This window comes from Pseudomonas sp. NPDC079367, from assembly GCF_044542195.1.
GTDB lineage: Bacteria > Pseudomonadota > Gammaproteobacteria > Pseudomonadales > Pseudomonadaceae > Aquipseudomonas.
In genome coordinates this window covers 35,209-53,644 of record NZ_JBITTW010000012.1, presented here as the reverse complement: position 1 = coordinate 53,644, position 18,436 = coordinate 35,209, and the positions used below count along the sequence as shown (strand labels likewise).

17 protein-coding genes are annotated in these 18,436 nt (G+C 61.1%); 6 read left to right on the top strand and 11 right to left on the bottom strand.

Features of this window, described 5'->3' with window-relative positions; genetic code table 11:
- Nucleotides 1–2: 2 nt before the first annotated feature.
- Nucleotides 3–857, top strand: coding sequence for a shikimate dehydrogenase (locus tag ACIGDJ_RS12935; RefSeq protein WP_397479661.1), 855 nt, complete (start codon nt 3–5; stop codon nt 855–857).
- A gap of 78 nt (nt 858–935) precedes the next feature.
- On the opposite strand, the gene ACIGDJ_RS12930 is transcribed toward ACIGDJ_RS12935, so the two are convergent.
- Entirely contained in the window at nt 936–1,613 is a 678-nt protein-coding gene (locus ACIGDJ_RS12930) for a TetR/AcrR family transcriptional regulator (protein ID WP_101158818.1), read from the bottom strand.
- A gap of 102 nt (nt 1,614–1,715) precedes the next feature.
- On the bottom strand, nt 1,716–3,617 hold the full coding sequence (gene quiC, locus ACIGDJ_RS12925; RefSeq protein ID WP_397479660.1) for a 3-dehydroshikimate dehydratase QuiC: 1,902 nt from the start codon (nt 3,615–3,617) through the stop codon (nt 1,716–1,718).
- A gap of 351 nt (nt 3,618–3,968) precedes the next feature.
- Here quiC and ACIGDJ_RS12920 point away from each other — a divergent pair, with 351 nt between their 5' ends.
- Nucleotides 3,969–5,306: an MFS transporter gene (locus tag ACIGDJ_RS12920; RefSeq protein ID WP_313005444.1), complete on the top strand. Its 1,338-nt coding sequence runs from the start codon at nt 3,969–3,971 to the stop codon at nt 5,304–5,306.
- A gap of 479 nt (nt 5,307–5,785) precedes the next feature.
- Here ACIGDJ_RS12920 and ACIGDJ_RS12915 read toward each other — a convergent pair whose 3' ends face one another.
- Nucleotides 5,786–6,664, bottom strand: coding sequence for a DMT family transporter (locus tag ACIGDJ_RS12915; protein ID WP_101160797.1), 879 nt, complete (start codon nt 6,662–6,664; stop codon nt 5,786–5,788).
- Between the two features lie 390 nt (nt 6,665–7,054).
- Here ACIGDJ_RS12915 and ACIGDJ_RS12910 point away from each other — a divergent pair, with 390 nt between their 5' ends.
- Nucleotides 7,055–7,939, top strand: coding sequence for a neutral zinc metallopeptidase (locus ACIGDJ_RS12910; protein WP_073475567.1), 885 nt, complete (start codon nt 7,055–7,057; stop codon nt 7,937–7,939).
- Nucleotides 7,940–8,893: an alpha/beta fold hydrolase gene (locus ACIGDJ_RS12905; RefSeq protein ID WP_313005448.1), complete on the top strand. Its 954-nt coding sequence runs from the start codon at nt 7,940–7,942 to the stop codon at nt 8,891–8,893. It abuts the gene before it with no gap.
- 141 nt (nt 8,894–9,034) lie between these two features.
- Here ACIGDJ_RS12905 and ACIGDJ_RS12900 read toward each other — a convergent pair whose 3' ends face one another.
- The 3 genes from ACIGDJ_RS12900 to ACIGDJ_RS12890 form a co-directional block, all read right to left on the bottom strand.
- Nucleotides 9,035–9,628 (bottom strand): HAD family hydrolase, encoded by a 594-nt coding sequence (locus tag ACIGDJ_RS12900; protein ID WP_397479659.1) that lies wholly within the window; start codon nt 9,626–9,628, stop codon nt 9,035–9,037.
- On the bottom strand, nt 9,625–10,494 hold the full coding sequence (gene tesB / locus ACIGDJ_RS12895; RefSeq protein ID WP_101160533.1) for an acyl-CoA thioesterase II: 870 nt from the start codon (nt 10,492–10,494) through the stop codon (nt 9,625–9,627). The genes ACIGDJ_RS12900 and tesB overlap by 4 nt, the downstream gene beginning before the upstream one ends.
- A gap of 111 nt (nt 10,495–10,605) precedes the next feature.
- Complete coding sequence (locus ACIGDJ_RS12890; RefSeq protein ID WP_024014420.1) at nt 10,606–11,175, bottom strand: GNAT family N-acetyltransferase; 570 nt, start codon at nt 11,173–11,175, stop codon at nt 10,606–10,608.
- Nucleotides 11,176–11,257: 82 nt separating this feature from the next.
- On the opposite strand from ACIGDJ_RS12890, the gene ACIGDJ_RS12885 reads away from it, so the two are divergent.
- Complete coding sequence (locus tag ACIGDJ_RS12885; protein WP_397479658.1) at nt 11,258–12,178, top strand: histone deacetylase; 921 nt, start codon at nt 11,258–11,260, stop codon at nt 12,176–12,178.
- A 186-nt stretch (nt 12,179–12,364) separates the two neighbouring features.
- Nucleotides 12,365–13,609 (top strand): TIGR03862 family flavoprotein, encoded by a 1,245-nt coding sequence (locus ACIGDJ_RS12880; protein WP_397479657.1) that lies wholly within the window; start codon nt 12,365–12,367, stop codon nt 13,607–13,609.
- A gap of 149 nt (nt 13,610–13,758) precedes the next feature.
- Here ACIGDJ_RS12880 and ACIGDJ_RS12875 read toward each other — a convergent pair whose 3' ends face one another.
- The 5 genes from ACIGDJ_RS12875 to ACIGDJ_RS12855 all read right to left on the bottom strand — a co-directional run bounded on the left by ACIGDJ_RS12875 (nt 13,759) and on the right by ACIGDJ_RS12855 (nt 18,277).
- Entirely contained in the window at nt 13,759–15,099 is a 1,341-nt protein-coding gene (locus ACIGDJ_RS12875; RefSeq protein WP_024014423.1) for a DEAD/DEAH box helicase, read from the bottom strand.
- A gap of 52 nt (nt 15,100–15,151) precedes the next feature.
- The gene (gene yedA / locus ACIGDJ_RS12870) at nt 15,152–16,087 is read right to left on the bottom strand and encodes a drug/metabolite exporter YedA (protein WP_397479656.1); all 936 of its coding nucleotides are present in this window, start codon (nt 16,085–16,087) and stop codon (nt 15,152–15,154) included.
- A 168-nt stretch (nt 16,088–16,255) separates the two neighbouring features.
- Nucleotides 16,256–16,861 (bottom strand): PolC-type DNA polymerase III, encoded by a 606-nt coding sequence (locus ACIGDJ_RS12865; RefSeq protein ID WP_024014425.1) that lies wholly within the window; start codon nt 16,859–16,861, stop codon nt 16,256–16,258.
- Between the two features lie 35 nt (nt 16,862–16,896).
- The gene (locus ACIGDJ_RS12860) at nt 16,897–17,376 is read right to left on the bottom strand and encodes an NYN domain-containing protein (protein ID WP_056790604.1); all 480 of its coding nucleotides are present in this window, start codon (nt 17,374–17,376) and stop codon (nt 16,897–16,899) included.
- Between the two features lie 139 nt (nt 17,377–17,515).
- Complete coding sequence (locus ACIGDJ_RS12855) at nt 17,516–18,277, bottom strand: DUF2076 domain-containing protein (RefSeq protein ID WP_101160543.1); 762 nt, start codon at nt 18,275–18,277, stop codon at nt 17,516–17,518.
- Nucleotides 18,278–18,436: the final 159 nt, after the last annotated feature.

The following is an 18,436-nucleotide window of genomic DNA, read 5'->3' as shown; positions in this document are numbered from 1 at the left end:
CCATGTCACGTTCCAGGGTGATACTCGCCGGGCTGATTGGCGCCGGCATTCAGGCTTCGCGCACGCCCGCCCTGCATGAGCACGAAGGTGATGCGCAGGGCCTGCGCTATCTGTATCAGCTCATCGACCTCGATCAGTTGCGCCTCGACAGCACAGCCCTGCCTGACTTGCTGCAAGCGGCGGAGCGAATGAATTACACCGGGCTGAACATCACCTTTCCGTGCAAGCAGGCAATCATCCCGTTGCTCGATGAATTGTCGCCGGAAGCCCGGGGCATCGGTGCAGTGAACACGGTGGTGCTGAAGGACGGCAAGCGCGTCGGCCACAACACCGATTGCCTCGGTTTCGCCGAGGGTTTTCGCCGGGGTCTGACGGATGCTGCCCGCGAACGTGTAGTCCAGATGGGCGCTGGTGGGGCTGGCGCGGCGGTGGCCCACGCGCTGCTCAGCGAAGGCGTACGGCAATTGACGATTTTTGATGTCGACCGCGAGCGTGCCGAGAGCCTGGCAAACAATCTGAATCAACATTTCGGCCCCGGTCGCGCGCAGGCCGGACGGGATTTGTCCGGGGCGCTGGCGCAGGCCGAGGGTCTGGTCAACACCACGCCGATGGGCATGGCCAAGCTTGCGGGTTCACCGGTGCCGGCCGGGTTGCTGCGTAAGGAAATATGGGTCGCGGAGATTGTGTATTTCCCGCTGGAAACCGAACTGCTGCGCGACGCCCGTGCCTTGGGCTGCCGCACGCTGGATGGCGGCAACATGGCGGTGTTTCAGGCGGTGAAGGCGTTTGAATTGTTCAGCGGCGTGGTGCCGGATGCGCAGCGCATGCTTGAGCATTTTCAAAGCATGAATGGTTGAAGAGCAAAAGATCGCAGCCTTCGGCAGCTCCTACTGGAAACGGTGCAGGCGCTACCGAAGGCTGCGATCTGTTGACTGTCAGGCCTTCAAATAGCGCAACACCGATTCGCAGATCATCTCGCGATGACGCTTCTTGATGGTTTCGTCCGGCAGGTCGATCTGGAAGATCTCACCCAGCGTGTGACGGTTCGACACACGATAGAAACAGAACGAACTGATCAGCAGGTGCACGTCCAGCGCATCGATGCCACGCCGGAACACACCTTCGTCCGCCCCCCTTTGCAGAATCCCGCCCAAGGTGTCGAGGATCGTGTTGTTCAGCGCCTTGATCGCATCGGAGCGCTTTACGTACTCGGCGTTGTGGATGTTTTCGATGCTGACGATGCGCACGAAATCGACGTTGTGATCGTGGTGATCGAAAGTGAATTCCACCAGTCGGCGGATCGCCAGTTCAGGCGGCAGTTCGTCCAGATGCAGACGGTTTTCCGTGCTGCGAATATCGCCGTAGAGTTTCTCCAACACCTCGACGTACAACTGCTCCTTACTGCCGAAGTAGTAATAGATCATGCGCTTGGAGGTGTGGATGCGCTCGGCGATCGCGTCGACGCGGGCGCCGGACAGGCCCTGCTGGACGAACTCGACGATCGCCTCCTGCAGGATGTTTTCGCGGGTCTTTTCCGGATTGTTCTTGCGACTCTTGCGCGGCACTGCGTCGGACTCGACAGCAGCGGCGGAAAGTTCTGAATTCATGGTCATCGCGGGCTCACGGCCATCACTGCACAAGCTGGCGATTATGGGCCGCGCGGGACAGTGAAGGAAGCCGCGCAGCCGGTGTTTAATCCCGCGTTTACGAATTCCCTACAACTTCGCCTGCCGCACCGCACCGCTGCGCGATTTCGCCATCGCGGCCAACCGCACTGCAACGTTGGCCGCGCCGTAGCCGGCATAGCCATTCTTGCGCTGGATGATCTCGAAGAAGAAACGCCCTTCGAACGGCTCGGTGTAGACATGAAACAACTCACCGCCCTGGGCGTCGCGGTCGTAGAGCACGTTGTAATAGGCCAGCTCGCTGAGAAACTCATCGTCGAAATCAAAGCGCGCCGCAAGGTCGTCGTAGTAGTTGAGCGGGATGTCCAGCAGCGGCACGCCGGCCTCTTTGGCGCGACTGACCTGGGCGAAGATGTCGTCACAATCGAAGGCGATGTGGTGAACGCCGGAGCCGCGATAACTCGACAGTGCATGAGAAATAGCGGTGTTGCGGTTCTCGGAAATATTCAGCGGCAGCCGGATCGAGCTGTCGCGGCTGCGCAACGCGCGGCTCTTCACCAGGCCGTATGGATCGGGCAGCACCACCTCGTCGTCGGCCTCGAAATCCAGCAGGCTTTTATAGAACAGCACCCAACTGTCGAGGCTGTCGGCCGGCAACGCCATGGCCATGTGGTCGATACGCTTGAGGCCGCCGCTGGTTTGCGCGTCCGGCAACAGATTGAAATCGGTGCCGTACACGTCGGCGTCCGCATCGACCAGATAAATCAGGCTGCCGTCCGGTGCACGCACTGCCGCCAGTTCCAGTTCATTCGGCCCGACCAGCCCGCGATAGGGCTGCCCTTTGTAAGCGACCGCACGGGCCAGCGCACTGGCGCTGTCCTTGACTCGCACGGCCGTAGCGCACAGCGATGGGCCATGGGCTTCGAAAAAACTGTGAGCAAACGAATAAGGCTCGGAGTTGAGAATCAGGTTGATATCGCCCTGACGCAGCAGGCTGACGCTCTTGGAGCGATGCTGCCCGGCCTTGGCAAAACCCAGGCGTTGCAGCCAGTGACCGAGCTTCGCCCCCAGCGCTTCGTCGACGGCAAACTCGAGAAATTCAACGCCGTTGTATTCGCTGGCCTGCGGCGTTTCGAAAAGAATTTCACGGTGGGCCACCGGCGCCGCTTCCTGCTCAAGACGCTGACGGGTCTTCTCTTCCAGATACAGCAGCGAGCGCAAACCGTCGGCGGCGTTGGCCCGTGGCGGCGCGGCGCGAAAGCCGTCATTGAAGATTTCCAGCGACAGCGGCCCGGTATAGCCACTCTTGATGATCGGCGCGAGGAAGCCGGGCAGATCGAATTCGCCCTGCCCCGGGAAGCAACGGAAATGCCGACTCCACTCCAGCACATCCATGGCCAGGATCGGCGCGTCGGCCATTTGCACGAAAAAGATCTTGTCGCCGGGAATATCGGCGATCGCGCTCGGATCACCCTTCAGCGACAGGGTGTGAAAGCTATCAAGGAGCACGCCGAGGTTGGGGTGATCGGCCTGACGGACGATGTCCCAGACCTGTTGATAAGTGTTGACGTGCCGGCCCCAGGCCAGCGCTTCGTAACCAATCCGCAGACCACGAACAGCAGCGCGTTCGGCCAGCAGCCGCAAATCATCGACGAGGATTTGTTGATCGCCGACACTGTCCGGCGCGGCGTTGCTGCACACCAGCACCAGGTCGGTGCCAAGTTCCTGCATCAGGTCGAACTTGCGCTCGGCGCGCTCCAGGTTGCGGGCCAGGCGATCGCGGCGGCAACCCTCGAAATCACGAAACGGCTGAAACAGGGTGATGGCGATACCGAGATCGGCGCACATCTGTTTAATTTCGCGGGGGCTGCCGTCGTAGTACAGGAGGTCGTTTTCGAAAATCTCTACGCCGTCGAACCCGGCGGCGGCAATGGCTTCGAGTTTTTCCGGCAGGGTGCCGCTCAAGGAAACGGTGGCAATGGAACGCTGCATGTTTCAACTCCCGGACTGCGCCGCTTTTGTGTAGGAGCTGCCGAAGGCTGTGATCGTTTGATGTTCTTTTCAGATCGAGATCAAAAGATCGCAGCCTTCGGCAGCTCCTACAAGGGAATGGGTTTTTATAGTGAGGGAAATTATTGGCTGCATCCCCGCGCGCAGCAATTTAAAGTGTACTACCCGGTTAGTTTTGCGTGCGATTATCGAACACTAAGGCGATTTGGCGAATTGACGATTTTTTGTTCACTGCCCAACATCGGCTGCACATCGAGTCCGGCCCCTAACCACCGGACAAGGTGTTCGACCGTAAAGAACACCAAATAACAAATCCAAAAACGGGTGGAACACATGATTCCTTCACAGACTTCCCGCATGGCTCCGGCCATGAGCACTGCCACGGGTGGCATCGGCGACAAGATCCGCGGCGCCATGGCCGTCGGCAAGACCCGCTGGGGCATGCTGGCGCTGGTGTTTTTTGCCACCACCCTCAACTACATCGACCGCGCCGCCCTCGGCGTCATGCAGCCGATCCTCGCCAAGGAAATGAGCTGGACGGCGATGGATTACGCCAACATCAACTTCTGGTTTCAGGTCGGCTACGCGATCGGGTTTGTCCTGCAAGGGCGACTGATCGACCGGGTCGGCGTCAAGCGCGTGTTCTTCTGCGCCGTGCTGCTCTGGAGCCTGGCCACCGGCGCCCATGGTCTGGCGACTTCGGCAGCCGGCTTCATGGTCTGCCGCTTCATCCTCGGCCTGACCGAAGCCGCCAACTATCCGGCCTGCGTGAAAACCACGCGCCTGTGGTTCCCGGCCGGTGAACGTGCCGTTGCTACCGGCATCTTCAACGCCGGCACCAACGTCGGCGCGATGTTCACGCCGATGCTGCTGCCGCTGATCCTGCATGCGTGGGGCTGGCAGGCAGCGTTCCTGTGCATGGCCGCACTCGGCGGGATCTGGTTGTTGTTCTGGGGCTTGAAGTACTTCAACCCGGAAGATCACCCGACGGTGAAACAGTCGGAACTCGATTACATTCAGCAGGAAATCGAACCGGAACAGGCCCGCGTACCGTTCAGCAAAATCTTGCGCATGCGTGGCACCTGGGCTTTCGCCCTCGCCTACTCGCTGACCGCGCCGGTGTTCTGGTTCTATCTGTACTGGCTGCCGCCGTTTCTCAATCAGCAATACAACCTCGGCATCAACGTCACGCAGATGGGTATTCCGCTGATCATCATCTACGTCACGGCTGACTTCGGCAGTGTCGGCGGCGGGATTCTGTCCTCGTTCCTGATCGGTCGCGGCATGAACTCGATCAAGGCGCGGCTGCTGTCGATGTTGCTGTTTGCCTGCTGCATCATCGGCGTGGTGATGGCCGCAGGCTCGGCGAATCTGTGGGTGGCGGTGGCGGCGATCTCGCTGGCGATCGGTGCGCACCAGGCCTGGACCGCGAACATCTGGAGCCTGGTGATGGACTACACACCCAAGCACATGATGAGCACAGTGTTCGGCTTCGGCGGCATGTGCGCGGCGATCGGCGGGATGTTCATGACCCAGATTGTCGGCCACATCCTCACCGTCACCCACAACAACTACACCGTGCTGTTCACGCTGATCCCGGCGATGTACTTCCTCGCACTGACGTGGATGTACTTCATGGCACCGCGCAAGATTCCTGCCGTTACCGAATAACCTGCCTGCATCGCTTCTGTAGGAGCTGCGGAACGCTGCGATCTTTTGATCTCGCTGTTGAAGATCAAAAGATCGCAGCCTCGTTTCACTCGTCAGCTCCTACAAGGGATTTTTGCTTTTCCTCAGCGCCGGCTCTGCCGCCAATCCGCTGCACCAGAGATCCTGCCGTTAGCGAATAACCTGCCTGCATCGCTTCTGCAGGAGCTGCGGAACGCTGCGATCTTTTGATGTCGCTGTTGAAGATCAAAAATCGCAGCCTCGTTTCACTCGTCAGCTCCTACAAGGGATTTTTACTTTTCCTCAGCGCCGGCTCTGCTGCCAATCCGTTGCACCAGAGATCCTGCCGTTAGCGAATAACCTGCCTGCATCGCTTATGTAGGAGCTGCGGAACGCTGCGATCTTTTGATGTCGCTGTTGAAGATCAAAAGATCGCAGCCTCGTTTCACTCGTCAGCTCCTACAAGGGATTTTTGCTTTTCCTCAGCGCCGGCTCTGCTGCCACGCTGCCGCCAATCCGCTGCAGCAAATCACCGCAATACCAATCACGGTCAAGCCGCTCGGTGTGTGATTGAACAGCAGCCAGCCCAACAACCCCGCGAAGACGATCTGGCAGTAGCCGAACGGCGCCAGCAATGCCGGTGCGGCGTGGCGAAAGGCTTGGGTCAGAAACAGATGTGCCGTCATTCCGCAGCTGCCCAGCGCGAGCATCAGCGCGGCATGAGTCAACGTCGGCACTTGCCAGAAGAACGGCACCAGCGCGCTCATCACCAGGGTATTGCACAGGCCGGCGAAGAAGTTGCTGGTGGTCGGGCTGTCCACTTCGGCGAGCTTGCGCGTCAGCAACTGGTAGAAGCAGAAAAACAGCGCCGAGCAGAACGGCAGCAGGATCGCCGGGGTGAACAGTTCGCCCCCCGGGTGGACGATGATCAGCACGCCGATGAAACCGCAGATCACCGCGATCCATTGCCCGCGCGTCACCCGTTCCTTGAGCAGTGGCACCGACAATGCGGTGACCAATACCGGCGCGAGAAAGTTGACCGCCGTGGCTTCCGCCAGCGGGATGTACAGCAGCGCCGTGGTGAAAAACAGACTGGTGCCGAGCAGGCACAGGGCACGGGCGAGCTGCCATAACGGCTTTTTGGTGCGTAGCACACGCAGGCCGGACTGCGGCAAAAATATCCCCGCCATCAACAGGGTGTGCACCACATAGCGCGCCCACACCACCATCACGATCGGATAAAAACCGGAGAGGTATTTCGACAACGCGTCGTGGCTGGAAAACAGGAACGTCGCCACGACAATCAGCAGGATCCCCTTGAAGGGCTGGTTGACACCGGAGAGCGGGGTGCTGACGGTCATTGGCAATCTCTGAAAAAAAACCGGGCGAACGTTCGCGCTGGCGGCAATCGTTGTGGCAATCATAGTCGGCTGAGCTTTCAGCAAACGCACAGGTTGCAATCCTGCTCGCCGGGAAACTGCCGTTGAGTACAACCGTGACGCAAGATTCCCGCCACTTCGGCGCCAGGCAAGTGTGCAACATCACAGACTGCTGTCGAAACAGCCGGTTCATGAATTCGGCGGAAGAAATTCCTCTCGGGATTGAATTTGCCGCCGGGTCAACCGTCAATACCAAGCCCGCACCACGCGAGCGCGCGTAATTGGACGGACGACCGGACTGGCGCCACACTCACACAGCGGCAACACTCATCAGCACCAGACTCATCACCCGTAATAAAAGAGGATTCCCACATGCTATGGAAAAAAGGCCGACGCAGTGACAACGTCGTCGACGCCCGGGGTGATGATGCCGGCGGTGGCGGCGGCATGCGCTTCGGTGGCGGCAAGGGCCTGAGCCTGACCGCCATCGTGCTGATCGTCGGCATCGGCTGGCTCACCGGCCAGGACCCGATGCAGATCCTCGGTCAATTGACCGGGCAGATGGAGCAACCAGCGGCCACTTCGCAAACCCGTCAGGCGCCGCCGGCCAATGATGAACAGGCCGAATTTGTCCGTTCGATCCTCGGCGACACAGAAGATACCTGGGGTCCGATCTTCCAGCAGGCCGGGCGCCAATACAAAGACCCGACGCTGGTGCTCTTCAGCAACCGGGTGAACTCGGCATGCGGCATGGCCACTTCTGCCACCGGCCCGTTTTATTGCCCGGCCGACCAGAAGGTCTATCTGGACATGGCCTTCTTTCAGGAAATGTCGCAGCGTTTCAAAGCCGCCGGCGACTTCGCTCAGGCTTACGTGATTGCACACGAAGTCGGCCACCATGTGCAGACGCTGCTTGGCGTCTCGGCGAAGATGCAGACGGCGCGCCAGCAAGGTCGGCAAATGGAAGGCGACGGCGGCTTGCTGGTCCGCCAGGAATTGCAGGCTGACTGCCTCGCTGGTGTCTGGGCGTACAACGCTCAAAAGCGCCTGAACTGGCTGGAACCGGGCGACATCGAAGAAGCCTTGAACGCCGCCAACGCCATAGGCGATGATCGCTTGCAGCAACAGGGCCAGGGCCGTGTGGTCCCGGACTCGTTTACTCACGGTACGTCAGCGCAAAGGGTGCGCTGGTTCAAAACCGGATTCGCGCAAGGCCAGGTAAGCCAGTGCGACACCTTTGCGGCGAAAACCCTGTAAATGCATAAATGGCTTGTGGCGTTACTGTTCATTGCCGGCACCGCGCAAGCGGCCGGCGTCGATGCGATCAGCCCCGGTCGCTTGCAGCTGAAGGCCGGGGAAATGGCGGTGGGGATCGGCCCGGCGCCGGAGAAGATCGAGCGTGTACTGATCGTCATTCACGGTCGCCTGCGCAACGCCGAGACCTACCGCAAAAGCGCGCAAAGCGCCGCCGAACTTGCCGGGCAGACCGCGCACACGCTGGTGATCGCTCCGCAGTTTCTCAATGAAAGTGACGTCACCCTATATTCCTTGCCGCCGACGGTGCTGCGCTGGCAGGGCGACGAATGGATGGGCGGCGGCTTGTCCATCGGGCCCAATCCGCTCAGTTCCTATGCAGCACTGGATGAAATCGTCGCGCGGCTCAGCGATCGCAAACAGTTTCCGGACGTGAAGCAGATCGTGATCTTCGGCCACTCCGGCGGGGGTCAGGTGGTGCAGCGTTACGCCCTGCTGGCCAAAGCTCAGCCGGCGCTCAAGGCCAACGGCATTCGCTTGCGCTATGTGGTGGCCAACCCCTCTTCCTATGCCTACTTCAACGAACAGCGGCCAGTGGCATTCGATCACGCGCAATGCCCGGGCTTCAATCGCTGGAAATACGGGCTGGCGGACATGCCGGTGTTTGCCGGCGGGCAAACGCCGTTGCAGGTTGAGAGCGCTTACGTCAAACGCGAGGTGATTTATCTGTTGGGGCAGCATGATGTCGACCCGGAACATCCAGCGCTGGACAAGAGCTGCGCGGCCGAGGCGCAAGGGGCTTACCGCTTGATGCGCGGGAAGCTGTATTTCGGCTACTTATTGCGTCGGCACCCGGAAGGGGTCAATCAACGGCTGATTGAAGTGCCAGGGGTCGGGCATGACGGGGATGGCATGCTGACTTCGGCGGAGGGGCAGAAGGCTTTGTTTGATCAGTAGGTTTGTATTGAATGTGCCGGCCTTTTCGCGAGCAAGCCCGCTCCCACATGGGTGCTGTGCCTTGCACAAAATATCTGCGCACTGAAGATCCAATGTGGGAGCGGGCTTGCTCGCGAAGGCGCCCGGTCAGGCAATGAAATCTCAACCCTGAAGCATCCGCCGCAACTCAACACAATCCTTTGCATGCCAATCGGTCAATTCCGGCCACGGGTTATCCGGCAGATTCACCAGCACCGTCCGCGCGCCCGCCGCTCGGCCGCAATCGAGATCAAAGCGGTAATCACCCACCATCACCATGTCACTGGCCGGCACCTGCCAGGCCTCGGCCAGTTTCAGCAAACCGCCAGGATGCGGCTTCGGCGGTGCTTCGTCGCGACCCAGTACATCCTCGACCGCGAAGCAGTCGGCCAGGCCGATCGCCTCCAGCGTCACGTGCGCCAGCTCACGCGCATTGCGCGTGAGAATGCCGAGGCGATAACCGCGCGCATGCAGGTCGCGCACCAGCTCCACCGCGCCGGTGGCCGGGATCGAGCCCAATGCCAGATCGCGTTCATGCTCAAGCAACCAGGCATGCTTGGCCGCTGCTTCATCCGCTGGCAATGCAGCGAGATGGGTGAGGATGTCGTCCTCCGGAGGAATCGCCAACGCCACGCGAATCGCCGCGAAATCATGCACGGCGACAGTCAGCGTGCCGTCCATGTCGAACACCCAATGACGAACCTCGGTCAGGCTCATGCCCAGTCCTTGCGATGGCGGATCAGACCTTCCTGAGTCACCGAAGCGACCAGTTGCCCGGCACGGTTGAACACGCTGCCACGGGAAAAACCACGGGAGTTGCCGGCCCATGGGCTGTCCATCGCGTAGAGCAACCAGTCATCGGCGCGCAGATCATTGTGGAACCACAGCGCGTGATCGAGGCTGGCGACCTGCATGTCTTTCTGCCAGACCGACTTGCCGTGGGGCAGCATCGACGTGGTCAGCAGACCGAAGTCCGAGGCATAGGCCAGCAGGTATTTGTGCAGCGCCGGGATGTCCGCCAGGGCGCCATCGGCGCGGAACCACACATATTTCACCGGATCGGCCGGCTGCGGGTTGTACGGGTCTTTTTCGGTGACCGGGCGTACTTCGATCGGTTTCGGGCACAGCAGTTTTTCACGCATGTGCTCGGGAATCAGGTGCGCGCGCTGCTGGGTCAGTTCCAGCTCCGAGGGCAGGTTTTCCGGGCCGACCACCGCTGGCATCTGGCCCTGATGCTCGAAGCCTTTTTCGTCGTACTGGAATGAAGCACTGCAGGTGAAGATCGGGTGGCCCTTCTGGATCGCCGTCACACGGCGGGTGCTGAAGCTGCCGCCATCGCGCACGCGATCAACCGAATAGACCACCGGCAACTTGGCATCGCCCGGGCGCAGGAAATAACCGTGCAGCGAATGCACATGGCGCGCCTCCTCCACTGTCTGACTGGCCGCCGACAGCGACTGGCCGAGCACCTGACCGCCGAATAACTGGCGGAACCCCAGATCCTGGCTGCGGCCACGGAACAGGTTTTCTTCGATCGGCTCCAGGGTCAGCAAATCGACCAGATCTTCCAGCACTTGGCTCATTCAGACTCTCCTCACACAAAGCAATGGCCGCGCAGTCTTGGCTGCGGCGGACGATTCAGGTTCTGGCACGGGCCAAATACGATGGCGGCCATTGTAAACGTCCGTGTCGGCTTATTCATGCAAGGTTTGCAGCCATTGTTCGCGGCTGATGCGATACAGGACATGGCGGCGCAACGGGTGATCGAGCGCTAGCTTGGGGTGATCGAAATCGTCCTGCGGATCGTGGTGCATGCCAATCGCCTGCATCACCTTTTCCGACTGCGCATTCTGCCCGGCGGTAAACGAGACGATTTCCTCCAGTTTCAACTGGTCGAAACCCGCGCGCAGTGCGGTCCACGCCGCTTCGCTGGCGTAACCCAGGCCCCAGTGTTCCTTAGCCAGACGCCAGCCGATCTCCACCGCCGGGGTAAACGGCGCATCGAAGCCGACCACGCCCAACCCGGTGAAACCGATGAACTCGCCCGTGTCCTTGCGCTCCAGCGCCCACAGGCCAAAGCCGTGCTCGGCAAAATGTCCGCGCACGCGGCCGATCAATGCGGCGCTTTCCAGCCGGGTCAACGGCGCCGGAAAGTAGCGCATCACCTGCGGATCGGCGCACATCGCGGCGAATGCCGGCAAATCCTCGTCCTGCCACTGACGCATCAACAACCGCGCGCTTTGCAACTCCAGTATCGGCTCCATCGTCCCCTCCATTTCCATGCCGTTGAGTCTACATCGCTGGTAGGATCGTTCATTCTTTCCCTGGTTCTGCGCGAAACAAGCCATGCCCTTGCCGTTGATCTATCACGAAGACTACAGCCCCGAGTTTCCCGCGGATCACCGCTTTCCCATGGACAAGTTTCGTCTGCTGCGCGATCACCTGGTCGACAGCGGCCTGACCCGCGACGCCGACCTGCTGCGCCCGCAGATCTGCCCCAACGACATCCTCGCCCTCGCCCATGACCGCAGCTATATCGAACGCTACATGAGCGGCGAGTTGTGCCGCGAAGACCAACGGCGCCTCGGCCTGCCCTGGAACGAGGCGCTGGCGCGACGCACCGTGCGCGCGGTGGGCGGTTCGATCCTGGCGGCAGAGCAAGCGCTGGAACATGGCCTGGCCTGTCACCTGGCCGGCGGCACCCATCACGCTCACTACGATTACCCCGCCGGCTTCTGCATCTTCAATGACCTGGCGATTATCAGCCAGTACCTGTTGCAGAGCGGCCGGGTCAATCGCGTGCTGATCTTCGATTGCGACGTGCATCAAGGCGACGGCACCGCGCGGATTCTGCATGACACGCCGGAGGCGATTACCGTTTCCCTGCACTGCGAAAAGAATTTTCCCGCACGCAAAGCCGAAAGTGACTGGGACATTCCGCTGCCCAAAGGCATGGGCGATGCCGATTATCTGCAGGTGGTCGATGACACGCTCAACTACCTCCTGCCGCTGTATCAACCGGATCTGGTGCTCTACGACGCTGGCGTCGATGTGCACAAGGACGATGCCCTCGGTTATCTGCAACTGACCGACGCCGGGGTGGCCGAGCGCGATGAACGGGTCATGCGCCATTGCCTGGGCCGCGACATTCCGGTGGTCGGGGTGATCGGCGGCGGCTACAGCAAGGATCGCCACGCCCTCGCCCGCCGCCACGGCATCCTCCATCACAGCGCGCAACGGGTCTGGGATTCACACGGCTGTCATTGAACCGTGCTGCGTTACCCACAATCGCTGTGCAACTGCCTGTGGATAACCCGTAGGAGCTGCCGAAGGCTGCGATCTTTTGATCTTGCTGTAAAAATCCACAGCAAAGATCGCAGCGTGCGGCAGCTCCTACAGAGGGCTCGGCTGTTAGAATGCGCGCCTTGTCCCGCCATACCGCAGCGCACGCCCATGACCCAGAATTCCGCCCCCGCCAACACCCACGTCGCCATCATCGGCGGTGGCCCCGCCGGCCTGATGGCCGCCGAAGTGCTGAGCCAGGCCGGAATCCGCGTCGACGTGTACGACGGCATGCCCTCGGTCGGGCGCAAGTTCCTGCTGGCCGGGGTCGGCGGCATGAACATCACCCATTCCGAAGCCTACCCGGCATTCCTCTCCCGCTACGCTGAGCGCGCACCGCAAATCGCCCCGCTGCTGCGCGCATTCGATGCCGATGCGCTGTGCCAGTGGATCCACGAACTGGGCATCGAAACCTTTATCGGCAGCTCCGGCCGCGTGTTCCCCACCGACATGAAAGCCGCGCCACTGCTGCGTGCCTGGCTCAAGCGCCTGCGCGACAGCGGCGTGGTTATCCACACCCGCCATCGCTGGCTCGGCTGGGATGCAAATGGCGCAATGCGCATCGACAGTCCCGAAGGCGAAATCCGCGTAACCCCCGACGCCACGCTGCTCGCCCTCGGCGGCGGCAGTTGGTCGCGGCTGGGCTCGGATGGCGCGTGGATGTTGCCGCTGGAACAGCGCGGCGTGGATCTGGCGCCGTTGCAGCCAAGCAATTGCGGCTTCGAGGTGCAAGCCTGGAGCGAGCTGATGGTAAGCAAATTCGCCGGCGCGCCGCTGAAAAACATCGCCATCGGTTTGAACGACGATATCCCGCGTCTGGGCGAATGCGTAATCACCGCGACCGGTATTGAAGGCAGCCTGATCTATGCGCTGTCGGCGCCGATACGCGAAGAGATCAATCGCTATGGCGCGGCGGTTATCCACATTGATCTGCTGCCCGGCCGGCCTGTGGATAAATTGCAGGCGGCGCTGAGCAAACCACGTGGCTCGCGCTCAATGGCCAAGCATCTGCACAGTCAGGTGGGGATTGATGGGGTTAAGGCAGCGTTGTTGCGCGAGCTGACCGATGCCGAAACATTCGCCGATCCCGCACTTCTGGCGCGAGCGATCAAGGCATTGCCGCTGACCTTGGTGAAAACCCGTCCGCTGGACGAAGCGATCAGCAGTGCCGGTGGCGTAAGGTTCGAAGCGATGGATGAGCGCTTGATGCTCAAGGCGTTGCCGGGGGTGTTTTGCGCGGGGGAGATGCTTGATTGGGAAGCGCCGACGGGCGGGTATTTGCTGACCGGGTGTTTCGCCAGCGGGCGCGCGGCGGGGTTGGGTATTGTGCAGTGGCTCAAGCACACAACCTTGTAGGAGCTGACGAGTGAAACGAGGCTGCGATCTTTTGATCTTCAAAAATCAACATCAAAAGATCGCAGCGTGCCGCAGCTCCTGCAGGGAAACGCATTCCCCTTGTGGGAGCGAGCCTGCTCCGAAGGCGCCATTACAGACGCCACATCAAATCAAGGCTTGCGCTTGCGCGGCCCGGTATTGAACACCGGCACTTTGCGCACCGGCTTGATCGACGGCTCCGGTGCCGAGGTCTCGCCGCTGTCGACCCACTTGCCCAGATTGCGTTTTCCACCGCCACCGCCCGAGGCTTTCGGCTTCTTCGGTTTTTTCGGCTTCTTGATCACCTGACCACTGGCATCGGTGTCCGGCACGCGGTGCTCGGGTTCGAAATCCGGTTCGTTCTGGCGCTTCAGGTTCTGCCGCGTCAGCATTTCGATCGCCGAGAGCATGTTCACTTCATCGGCACATACCAGCGAAATCGCCTCACCGGTGGCACCCGCGCGGCCAGTACGGCCGATGCGGTGAATGTAGTCCTCGGCGACGATCGGCAGATCGAAGTTGACCACCAGCGGCAGGTCTTCGATGTCCAGACCACGGGCGGCGACGTCGGTCGCCACCAGAATCTGCACTTCGCTGAGCTTGAAACGGTCCAGCGCGCGCTGGCGCGTAGCCTGCGGTTTGTCGCCATGGATGCCGTCAGCATTCACACCGAGGCCCTGAAGTTTTTCCACCAGCGCATCGACGCCGTTGCGGGTCTTGGCGAACACCAGCACCTGCTTCCACTTGTTCTTGCGCATCAGGTGCACGAACAGTTCGGCCTTGCGTTTCTTGTCTACAGTGACGATCCACTGCTTGACCGTGTTGGCAGCGACGTTACGCGGGCTGACTTCGACGCTTAAAGGATCGTTGAGCATCTGCCCGGCCAGCAGGCGAATGTCATCGGAGAATGTCGCCGAAAACAACAGGGTCTGGCGCTTTTTCGGCAGCATGCGGTAAATGTTCGCCAGTTCTTCGGAGAAGCCCAGATCGAGCATACGATCGGCTTCATCCAGCACCAGCGTTTGCAGCTGATTGAGTTTCAGCGCGTTCTGGCGGAACAGGTCGATCAAGCGACCGGGCGTGGCGACCAGCACATCGACGCCGCCGCGCAGCTTCATCATCTGCGGATTGATGCTGACACCGCCGTACACCGCATAAGTGCGCAGCGGCAGATTTTCCGCGTATTGGCGCACGGCTTCGTGAACCTGCTCGGCCAGCTCGCGGGTCGGCACCAGAATCAGCGCACGCGCCGAATTGGCGGTGACTTTCGGCCCTTCCATGGCCAGCAACTGCAGCAGCGGCAAGGCGAAACCGGCGGTTTTGCCGGTGCCGGTCTGGGCCGCTGCCATCAGGTCGCGACCGGCCAGCACCGCCGGAATGGCTTGCGCCTGCACCGGCGTCGGGGTCTGGTAGCCGAGCGTCTCGAGGGAGCGCAGCAAGGGTTCGATCAGGCCAAGGGAGGCGAAAGTCATGGGAGTACCGTAGGAAAAAATGACGCGGGGATGCAATGCCGCGCAGTTTACCCTAATTCGTACGCGCTTCCGTCGGAACGGCTTTCGCTTCCGCCCGTGTCTGCTGCGCGGGACGGCGCCACTGCGGCAGGCTGATCAGCAGCACCGCGCTGATGATCACCAGCATCGCCAGCGCTTCTTCGATGCCGATGGTCTCGCCAACAAACACCACGCCAAGCAATACCGCCACCGCCGGGTTGACGTAGGCATAACTGGTCGCTGCCGCCGGGCGCACGTGTTTGAGCAGATACATGTAGGAATTGAAGGCGATGATCGAGCCAAAGAAAATCAGATAGGCCAGCGCCAGCCAGCCTTCGATCGGCGGCAGCGCTTGCAGGTGCTCGCCGCTCAGCGCACTGCCGATCAGCAAGACCACGCCGCCAACGAGCATTTCCAGGGCGCTGGCCATCGCCCCCGCCGGCAACGGCAGGTATTTGCTCCACACCGAGCCGAACGCCCAGCTCGCCGCCGCGAAAATCAGCAACGCTGCGCCGAGCGGGCTCGATTGCAGGTTGGAGCCCATGTTGAGCATGGCGATGCCGAAAATGCCCAGCGCGACCCCGGCCCATTCCAGCCGCGTATTGCGTGCGCCCCAGAAGTAACCGAACAACAAGGTGAACAGTGGCACTGTCGCCACCGCCAGGGCCGCAACGCCGGAGGCCACGCCAGTGTGCTCGGCGACGCTGACCGCGCCATTACCGAAACTGAGCAGCAGAATGCCGACCAGCCCAGCCGCTTTCCACTGCGCCCAGGTCGGCGCCGGAGCCCCACGCCAGCGCAGCCAGGCGTACATCAAGCTGCCCGCAATGACGAAGCGCACCCCGGCCAGCAACAGCGGCGGCCAATATTCGACGCCGATGCGAATCACCAGATAGGTCGATCCCCAAATAACGTACAACGCAAAAAACGCGGCGATCAACGGCAGGGAAAAACGGCGCAAAGCAGACATGGGCGGCTCGACAGTCAGATTTCTGTGGAGGGCTTATTCTAGAAAGACTGTCACGCAAAAATAAGTTACAAAACCTGTTTTTCGCGCCGGTACACTTTTGCATCAAAGACATCCATCTTGGATCGTTCCCACGCAGAGCGTGGGAACGATCAGTCGGAGTGCCTGGAATCAGCGATAACGCTGCAGATGCTCGCCGACTTTCGCCGCAGGGACTTTCTGCAATTTGCACAGCAGGTCGTGATTCAGTTCGCGCACGCCATGCTTGCCCCGCAACTCTTGCGCCAGATGCGCCATCAGATTGGCCGCCATCTCCGCATCGGCCATGGCCCGGTGAGCCTGGCCGGTATGCGGCAACTGCGCGAAAGTGGTAAGCGTGCCGAGCTTGTGATTTGGCGCAGCGGGCATCAGCCGCCGCGCCAGCAGCAGCGAACAGGCGAAATTCTGCAGGCGCGTGCGCTTGATCCGGCCCAGTTCGAAATCCCAGAACTTCTGGTCGAACGAGGCGTTGTGCGCCAGCAGCGGCGTGCAGCCGACGAATTCGTTGACCTCCTCCATCACCCGCTCGGCTGGCGGCGCGGTGCGCAGCATGGCGTTGCTGATGCCGGTCAGTTGTTCGATGAACGCGGGGACGCGCACGCCGGCGTTCATCAGGCTCTGGTAACGCTCGACGATGCGGCCGTTCTCCAGCATGACCACGGCAATCTCCGTGGCGCGGCAGCTGCTGTTCGGCGACAGGCCAGTGGTTTCAAAGTCGATGACTGCAATGCGTTCCAAACCGGGAGGTACTCCGTTCAAATCTTCTATTCAGCTCAGCTCTTGAGCAACAGCGCGCCTTCGATCGGCACGTAGCGGCTGGCGGCGCGGATCAGCGAGTTGGCGGTAAGCCCAGGCACGCCATAAGCCACCGCTTGCACGCCGTGTTTGTTGATGATGCGTTCGAGCAGCATGTCGAAATCGCCGTCACCGGAGGCCAGCACCACTTCGTCGACATGGTCGGCGGCGTCCATGATGTCCAGGGTAATGCCTACGTCCCAGTCGCCCTTGGCCGAGCCGTCGCTGCGCTGGATGTAAGGCTTGAGCTTCACGGTGAAACCGAGGTTGCGCAGGATCTGTTGAAACTGCTGCTGCTTGCTGTCGCCTCGGTCGATGGCGTAGGCATAGGCCTCGACGATCTGCCCGTTCTTGCTGATGTCCGCCCACAGTGCGGCGTAGTTGAAGTGGCAACCATAGGCCTGACGCACGGTGTAGTAGAGGTTCTGCACATCGGCGAACACTGCGATTTTTTTCACCGGAGTTCCTGTGGGTGCGCGAGCGCACGAAGCGGGGTCAGGCGATCAGGCCCGAAAAAGGCGCTCAGTATGCCAGCCCGAAGGAGGGTTCCGCGAATAATCGGCCCGGAGCCCCGCAGGGCTCCGGACGAATGGTGAATCAGACGAAGGAGTCGTCGTCATCGAAGAACGACGAATTGTCGCTGCTGTAATCGGCGTCGCTGAAACCGCCCTGGTCATTGCCGGAAAAGCCGTTGTCCGCCACACGTTGATCATCGCCCCAGCCATTGCTGCTCTGGTCGGCGACCTGCGCCGGTTCTTCCTTGATGACCTCGACGATTTCTGCAGGTGCTTGGTTGTGATTGAACAGGCTGCTGATGCCCTGCGCCAGCATCACGCCACCGGCCACGCCGGCGGCGGTTTTCAGCGCGCCGCCGAGGAAGCTGTTGCCGGCCGCCGGAGCCGCCTGCTGCGCGTAGCTGGATGGCGCCGTGCCGAAACTCTGCTGCGGTGCCGGCGCTTGGTAGCTCTGTTGTGGGGCCGGTTCACGCCAGCCGCCAGTGGAGGACGGCGCGGCGTTCTGGCTCGGCGCCGGACGCGAATTGCCGCCGCCAAAAATGCTCGACAAGAAGCCACCGCCAGCGCTTGCTGCCGGTGCGCCATTCTGGGCCTTGGCCGCTTGCAGCTCGGCCTGCAGACGCTGGACTTGCTGGGTCAGCTGCTTGTTCTGCTCGTCGAGGCTTTTCAGCGCGGCCTCTTGCACCAGAATCGCCTGGGTCATGAAATAGCCTGCCGCCGGTTGGCGCGTCAGGTGTTCCTTGATCCGCGCCTCGGCCTGTGCGTCGCGCGGGGCTGCCTCCGTTTCGGCCTGTTGCAGCCGGGAAAACAGTCCATCGATCAGGGTTTGCTCTTCGCTGTTCATGGCGACCTCGTAGATTGCCGGTAATAACGTGCCCGCGCCCACTCCGGGCGCGGTGCTCTCCTGTAATGGAGACAGTGACAAAACGTTTCAATGACCTTTACCGAATGTTTACGTTTGTGTCGGCCCGCGTTGCATCGGTTAAAGTGAGCCACTGTTTTC

Bases quoted from the DNA above. Each gene is read 5' to 3' on its own strand.
- quiC (WP_397479660.1), bottom strand. From the start codon at position 3,617: ATGCAGCGTTCCATTGCCACCGTTTCCTTGAGCGGCACCCTGCCGGAA.
- ACIGDJ_RS12885 (WP_397479658.1), top strand. From the start codon at position 11,258: ATGCCCTTGCCGTTGATCTATCACGAAGACTACAGCCCCGAGTTTCCC.
- ACIGDJ_RS12905 (WP_313005448.1), top strand. From the start codon at position 7,940: ATGCATAAATGGCTTGTGGCGTTACTGTTCATTGCCGGCACCGCGCAA.
- ACIGDJ_RS12855 (WP_101160543.1), bottom strand. From the start codon at position 18,277: ATGAACAGCGAAGAGCAAACCCTGATCGATGGACTGTTTTCCCGGCTG.
- ACIGDJ_RS12900 (WP_397479659.1), bottom strand. From the start codon at position 9,628: ATGAGCCTGACCGAGGTTCGTCATTGGGTGTTCGACATGGACGGCACG.
- ACIGDJ_RS12930 (WP_101158818.1), bottom strand. From the start codon at position 1,613: ATGACCATGAATTCAGAACTTTCCGCCGCTGCTGTCGAGTCCGACGCA.
- yedA (WP_397479656.1), bottom strand. From the start codon at position 16,087: ATGTCTGCTTTGCGCCGTTTTTCCCTGCCGTTGATCGCCGCGTTTTTT.
- tesB (WP_101160533.1), bottom strand. From the start codon at position 10,494: ATGAGCCAAGTGCTGGAAGATCTGGTCGATTTGCTGACCCTGGAGCCG.
- ACIGDJ_RS12910 (WP_073475567.1), top strand. From the start codon at position 7,055: ATGCTATGGAAAAAAGGCCGACGCAGTGACAACGTCGTCGACGCCCGG.
- ACIGDJ_RS12920 (WP_313005444.1), top strand. From the start codon at position 3,969: ATGATTCCTTCACAGACTTCCCGCATGGCTCCGGCCATGAGCACTGCC.
- ACIGDJ_RS12890 (WP_024014420.1), bottom strand. From the start codon at position 11,175: ATGGAGCCGATACTGGAGTTGCAAAGCGCGCGGTTGTTGATGCGTCAG.
- ACIGDJ_RS12875 (WP_024014423.1), bottom strand. From the start codon at position 15,099: ATGACTTTCGCCTCCCTTGGCCTGATCGAACCCTTGCTGCGCTCCCTC.
- ACIGDJ_RS12915 (WP_101160797.1), bottom strand. From the start codon at position 6,664: ATGACCGTCAGCACCCCGCTCTCCGGTGTCAACCAGCCCTTCAAGGGG.
- ACIGDJ_RS12880 (WP_397479657.1), top strand. From the start codon at position 12,365: ATGACCCAGAATTCCGCCCCCGCCAACACCCACGTCGCCATCATCGGC.
- ACIGDJ_RS12935 (WP_397479661.1), top strand. From the start codon at position 3: ATGTCACGTTCCAGGGTGATACTCGCCGGGCTGATTGGCGCCGGCATT.